The following is a 5,288-nucleotide window of genomic DNA, read 5'->3' as shown; positions in this document are numbered from 1 at the left end:
GCTTGGCGGGGCTGTGTCGCCGCCGGCCATCAGGGAAATGCGGCCGCAGATCGTCAATCGAATCGCGCAACGGCTCGACGCGGCGTCACATCTGGAGACGATCGATGTGATCCAGGACATCTCCGAACCGTTGTGGAGCGAAGTATTCGGCGATTGGCTCGGCTTGCCCGACGGGGACCGGGATCATCTGGCCAGGAATGGTCGCAGGGCACGCTTCATGCTCGATCTGGGAGGGATGACGCACGACGACTTCGTGGGCGTCTTCGATGCGGTAGACCAGCTGTACGAATTTTTCCTCCATGCCTATCGGCAGCGGGACCGGACTGCCGAGTCTTCGCTTCTCTCGCGTCTGAGCGAAGCGCACAATGGCGAAGCCGGCCTCGACGAAGACCAGATCGTCTTCACCTGCATCGAATTGTTGGTGGGCGGCAATGAGACGACACAGGCTCTGATCGGCAATCTTCTCAACGCCCTGCTCGCCCATCCGGATCAGCTCGAACTTGTCAGGAAGGACCGCTCGCTGCTGGCCGCGGCGATCGAGGAGACAGTCCGATTCGAGTCGCCGCTGCCGATGGTGCGGCGGGTCGCATTGCGCGATACGGTCATCACCGGTGAGCCGGTGCGTCGGGGCGAGACAGTTCTGCTGTGCGTGGCGGCAGCAAACCGCGACCCGACCCAATTCGATGAGCCCGACCGCTTCGATATTCATCGGAAGGGCCAGCGGCATGTCGGTTTCGGCTACGGCTTTCACGCCTGTGTCGGAAGCATGTTCGCCCGCCTTCAGGCGGAGATCGCGTTGGACCTGATGCTGAGGCGCTTCTCGCATCTGGAACGCGCCGAACCAGCCCTGGCTTGGCAGAAAAGGAGGCTCACGGGTCGGGCTCTCGAGCGCCTGCCCCTCCGCGTGTGCCGGGCCCATGTCGAGTGACCGAAGCTCGCCGGAGCACGGCAGCATCGGGGGCCGAACGCATTGCTTCGCTGACAACTCGTCCGCGTCGACCAGGACTCGGAAGCGCCTCAGGTAAAGTATTGAATGACTTCCTGCTCGCTGCTGGCAGAAGATCCCGCCAGAGCATCCCGGAACGCCTGTTGCCGCGCCGAGTGCACGAAGTTCCAAGTCACGGAGACGCTGTCGGAGATCGATCTCACATCGTGAAACCAGCCGCCCGGGACATACAGCACCTCACCCGGCTGCAGAACATCCTCATAGTCGCTGACGGCGTCGGCGAAATTCGGGAAACGTGCGGCATCCGGCTCTGCGGGATCAACGCATCCGCGTTCGTCCTGGAGTTTCGGCGCCTGATCGGGCGCGTAGAAGGTGACCGCCTTCGATCCGTAGACCTGGCACAGGATGGCGTCCGAGCCGAACGGATCACGATGCAACCGGGTGCGGGCGCCGCGGGCGCTGACGAACAGACCCTTGTACGGGAAGGGATCGGTCACCACGCTGCGCGTCTCGCCTTCGGAGCAGACCGGGATCAGGAAATCACTCCTGGGAAAGAACTCCAGATCGCGCCAATCTTCGGACACCGACTGAAAGAACGCATCGGCCCAATAGAAATCCACGTCCTTGAACTTGGCATACCAGCGAACGTAGTCGGTTGTCCGATGTGACGGCGGCTTACCGAAGTTGTCCCGAATGTAGGTCTTGAGAGGAATCACATCGACCAGATCGAACAGGGAGTTGTAGACCTGGACTTCGCAATCCCCGTGATGGGAAACAAGACCTTCCGGAGTCCACGTCGCAAGGGCTCGCCAGGATCGCATCGCATCGACAACGATGACGGGCTGATTCTGCGCCACGAAGCTGGAGACGAAGGCGTCCGGATCCAGGGCCGCTACCCGGGGAAGCGGTTTGTCCATCTGATCCTCCAGATCCTGTCATCGGTGGTCGCCGTCTTGTCTCGGAACCGATCTGCACGGCTCCGGCTGCCGCAGCGTCCGTCGTCGGCGTTGCGCACCCAGATCCCTGGCGGCGTCATGCCGGCTCGGTCTCCAGGATCGAGAACTGCGACTTCCGGGCGACCTCCCGGATCGGCTTGAAGCCGGCCCGCTCCATCAGCGTATTGAACTCCGGCGCCGTGCGCTCCATCCCCCGGAAGAACATCATCATGTGCAGATCGACCAGAAGGTCGTAGGCATTGCACTCATGAGGGTCCTCGCTCAGGAGGCGCTCGACCAGAATCAGCCTCGCGCCGGGCTTCATCGCCTTGCGGCAGCATTGCAGGATCCGGGCGGCATCGTCATCGGGCCAGTCGTGGAGGATCCAGGAGAGAATGTAGGCGTCGCCGCCTTCCGGCACCCATTCGAGAAAGTCGCCCGCAACCATGTCGCACCGGTCTGCAAGGGACGCCTTCGTCAAAGCAGCCGTGGCGGCCGCGATCTGGCCCGGCTGTTCGTAGAGAATGGTACGGAGGTCGCCATGTCTTTCCAGCAGGTCGATCAGGAGTGCCCCGGTTCCGCCCCCCACATCGACCACCGTCTCTCCCCCATCCAATGCGATGGAGTCGGCGATCGCCTCCTGAGGCCGGCCCGGATACCCCACGGCCATGTATTTGTCGAAGATATCCCCATCGCCGGGGTTCCTTTGAAAATGCTCGAAAAACGTGATGCCGTTCGCCTGATCGAACGCCTGGCCGCCGGTCCGGATGGTGTGGTCGAGCGCCCCCGCCGTCGCCCAGATGCTCGGCATCGTCCAGAACCGCGCTGCCCAGTGCAACGACGGCACCGAATCCCGGCGAAGCAGCAGCGATTTGGAATTGTGCTGCAGATGTCCCTCCTTGGTCACCCGGAAGATCCCGAATGCGGAGAGGGTCCGGCAGAGGCGGCGCGTCGCACCCGGGTGAGCGCTGACGGACTGTGCCAATTTCGGGATCGGAACGACGTCACCTTTTCCCAGCGCGTCCGCCAAACCGATGCGGCAGGCGACCCCGATCATCTGCGACACGGACAGGCCCCGCACCATGGCATGAAGGTCGATCGACTCATCCGCTCTGAAATGGTCTTCAGGCATGAAATGACTCCCGATGTGACGTGCCCGGCCAGCCACCGGCAGCGTCGAAGCGCGGCTGCAATGTCGCGACGGATTGAGGATTCGGGGCCTGCCGTCGCCCGCCGACGCAATGTCTCAAGGCGAGGGATCCGGCTCCGAGTGTTGGCGATATCGTCACTGGGCCACCCGTGCGACGTTCCGGTGGCGTCTGGGCACGCGGAGTTCACTCATGATCTGTTGCCCGATCGCTGCCAGAGGCGCCGGGTCGACCATGCCCATATGGTCGCAGACGATCGGGTGGCTGGTGATCGAGCCGGTCAGATAAGGCCCCCAGCTTGACGCTGATGATGCGGCTTCCCCTTCCGCCCGGATGGTCGCCTCGAAGTGGAGTATGTCTCCTATGAAGGCCTCGGGTCTGAATTTTGCCAGCGCCTCGACATTGTTGATCTGGGCCATCTGAATCCTATGGAGCTTCTCTTGATCGAGATAGGCAAGAGGACTGTCAATCGTCTGCAGATAATTCTGGATCTCCGGCCAGATGTCGGTGACACCCTCGGGGATCGGCTTGTCGTAGCCCATGATCTTCAGGGTGAGGCGCTGCACCTCTTGTTCCGCGATCGTTGACCGACCGGTCAGCGGATCATGGGGGTAGCTGTCGAGCAGAACCAGGAGATCGACATCGTGGCCGTCAGCTTGCAGCCGAGTGGCGATCGCGTGTGCCAGATTGCCGCCGAACGAGAAGCCGACGAGCCGGTACGGCCCTGACGGGAAGAGGCGCCGGATCTCCAGGCTGAGATCTTGGGCCATATCCTCCAGACGGCCCTGGAACTCGTCACCCTGGACCAGACCCCGGGCCTGCAGCCCGTAGATCGGAATGTCGGGATCGATGTGCCGGATCAATCCGGAATAACACCAGCTGAGGCCGATCGCCGGGTGGATGCAGAACAGCGGCGGCTGCTCCCCGCTGGTTCGGAGCGGAAGAACCACCCCCAGCGCATCCGTATGAGCGCCGACGCCGAGGCGCTCCGCGACATCCGCCACGGTCGGGGCCTCGAACAGGCTCCGGATTGTCAGGGTCTCGCCGAGGGTGGCACGAATCCGGCCGATCAGCTTCGCCGCGAGCAGCGAATGCCCTCCGAGCGCAAAGAAGCTGTCGTCGATCCCGACATGCTCGACGTCGAGCACCTCGGCAAACAGACGCTTCAGGATTTCCTCCTGGGGCGTTCTCGGGCGCCGGCCCATGGCGCCCGCCGTGTAAATCGGCGCCGGCAGCGCTCTGCGGTCGAGCTTACCGATGACGTTCAGCGGCAGTTCCTGCAGTTCCATGAACGCCGCCGGAACCATATGCTCAGGCAAGCGGGCGGCCGCGTGCGCGCGCAGCTCGGACGGCGTTGTCTCCGATCCGAGTGTCGGCACCACATAGGCGACGAGCCGTTTCTCGCCGGGCCGGTCCTCTCGCGCCACCACGGCGACCTGGGCCACTGCGGGATGCATTCCCAGGACGACCTCGATTTCGCCGGGCTCGATCCGAAAGCCGCGGATCTTGATCTGCTTGTCGGCACGGCCGAGATATTCGATCTCGCCGTCCGGCCGCCAGCGCGCCAGGTCGCCCGTCCGATACATCCTCTCCCCGGCACCTCCGAACGGGCAGGCCACGAAGCGCTCCGCCGTCAGGCCGGGACGGTTCAGATACCCGCGCGCGAGACAGGATCCGGCCGCGTACAGCTCGCCGACCACTCCGATCGGCGTCGGCTGCAGCCTGCGGTCCAGGATGTATATCCGCGTGTTCCAGATCGGGCGGCCGATCGGGATGGCTGCCGGCCACCCGTCGACCTCTCGCGGCAGCGTATGACCCGTGACGACATGGGTCTCCGTCGGCCCGTAGTCGTTGTGAAGGGTGCTGTTCGGGTGCCGGCGGAAGAATGACTGGACCACCTCCCCGCCCGTCAACGCCTCCCCAGCCTGAATGACATCCCGCAACGCCGGAAGGCTTCTTTTCTGCTCGGACAGAGCATCGTAGACGGCCTCGAGCACGAGATTGGGTGCGAACAGTTCCTCGATCTCGTTCTCGTCCAGCCAGGCCGCCATGGCGTCGGGGTTGCGACGGGTTTCGGCATCGAGCACGAAGAGCGTCTTGCCGGTGAACAGCGCCGACAGCAGCTCATGGGCCGAGGCGTCGAAACTCAGAGCCGAAAACTGGGCGACACGCGCCTGCGGTCTCCCGGGGACCACCATGGCGTGCCATGCCATGAGGTTGACCAGAGGCCCTCCCGGCATGGTCACGCCCTTGGGGCGG

4 protein-coding genes are annotated in these 5,288 nt (G+C 63.8%); 1 reads left to right on the top strand and 3 read right to left on the bottom strand.

Going from position 1 to position 5,288, the window contains the following annotated elements; genetic code table 11:
• A partial coding sequence (locus tag FFK22_RS40845; RefSeq protein ID WP_143956960.1) for a cytochrome P450 occupies nt 1-928 on the top strand: 928 nt, incomplete at its 5' end.
• Between the two features lie 89 nt (nt 929-1,017).
• Here FFK22_RS40845 and FFK22_RS40840 read toward each other — a convergent pair.
• The 3 genes from FFK22_RS40840 to FFK22_RS40830 all read right to left on the bottom strand — a co-directional run.
• On the bottom strand, nt 1,018-1,863 hold the full coding sequence (locus FFK22_RS40840) for a cupin-like domain-containing protein (RefSeq protein ID WP_138893535.1): 846 nt from the start codon (nt 1,861-1,863) through the stop codon (nt 1,018-1,020).
• Between the two features lie 115 nt (nt 1,864-1,978).
• Nucleotides 1,979-3,013: a methyltransferase gene (locus tag FFK22_RS40835; RefSeq protein WP_138893536.1), complete on the bottom strand. Its 1,035-nt coding sequence runs from the start codon at nt 3,011-3,013 to the stop codon at nt 1,979-1,981.
• A gap of 153 nt (nt 3,014-3,166) precedes the next feature.
• Nucleotides 3,167-5,288: AMP-binding protein (locus FFK22_RS40830; RefSeq protein WP_143956959.1), on the bottom strand; the 2,122-nt coding region annotated here is incomplete at its 5' end.

This window comes from Mycobacterium sp. KBS0706 (assembly GCF_005938675.2).
In the GTDB taxonomy this organism is placed as follows: Bacteria; Pseudomonadota; Alphaproteobacteria; order DSM-16000; family Inquilinaceae; genus Inquilinus.
This window is presented reverse-complemented; position numbering and strand designations above follow the sequence as displayed.